Here is a 538-nt window from a genome sequence, read left to right as displayed (position 1 = left end):
CAGATAACATCACGGTAACAAACAATGCAGGAATCGCGGATACAGTTAAAGTAACCGGCTTAGCGGTTGGCGACATTGTAAAAGTGTACAAAAAAGGCGTAGCAACGGTACTGGCAACATCCGCTGCAGTCGCAACAGGTAAGAGCGAAGTTGTAATCAGCATACCGCAAATTGACGCAGCAGCAGGTAACCTTGAAGTTACGGTAACATCGACTANCTTTTGATGCGGAAGGCAAAACAGATACGCTAGTGGAAGCTAATGTAACGGCTACGAATAACGTAGGTAAAGCTGATACCATCGCATTTACAGGTCTTACTGCGGGAACAGTCGTAAAAGTTTATGATAAAGTACCAACGGATGCAACGAAGAAACAACTGGGTACAGCAACGGTAGCAGCTGGCGCAACAACAGCTACAGTTAGCATCACGCAGCTGGGAAGTGCAACAGGCTCCGTATTTGTAACGGCAACAGCAACAGGCCAATCGGAAAGTGATGCGTTAGAAGTAGATTTTGATGCAGAAGCGGCATCCACAGCAC

1 protein-coding gene is annotated in these 538 nt (G+C 46.7%); it reads left to right on the top strand.

Annotated elements, in window-relative coordinates; all coding sequences use genetic code 11:
- Positions 1-249 precede the first annotated feature (249 nt).
- Positions 250-538: hypothetical protein (locus tag GQF01_RS03385; RefSeq protein ID WP_161405470.1), on the top strand; the 289-nt coding region annotated here is incomplete at its 3' end.

Origin of the sequence: Paenibacillus silvestris (genome assembly GCF_009882985.1) — a bacterium.
GTDB classification, from domain to species: Bacteria; Bacillota; Bacilli; order Paenibacillales; family NBRC-103111; genus Paenibacillus_E; species Paenibacillus_E silvestris.
This window is presented reverse-complemented; position numbering and strand designations above follow the sequence as displayed.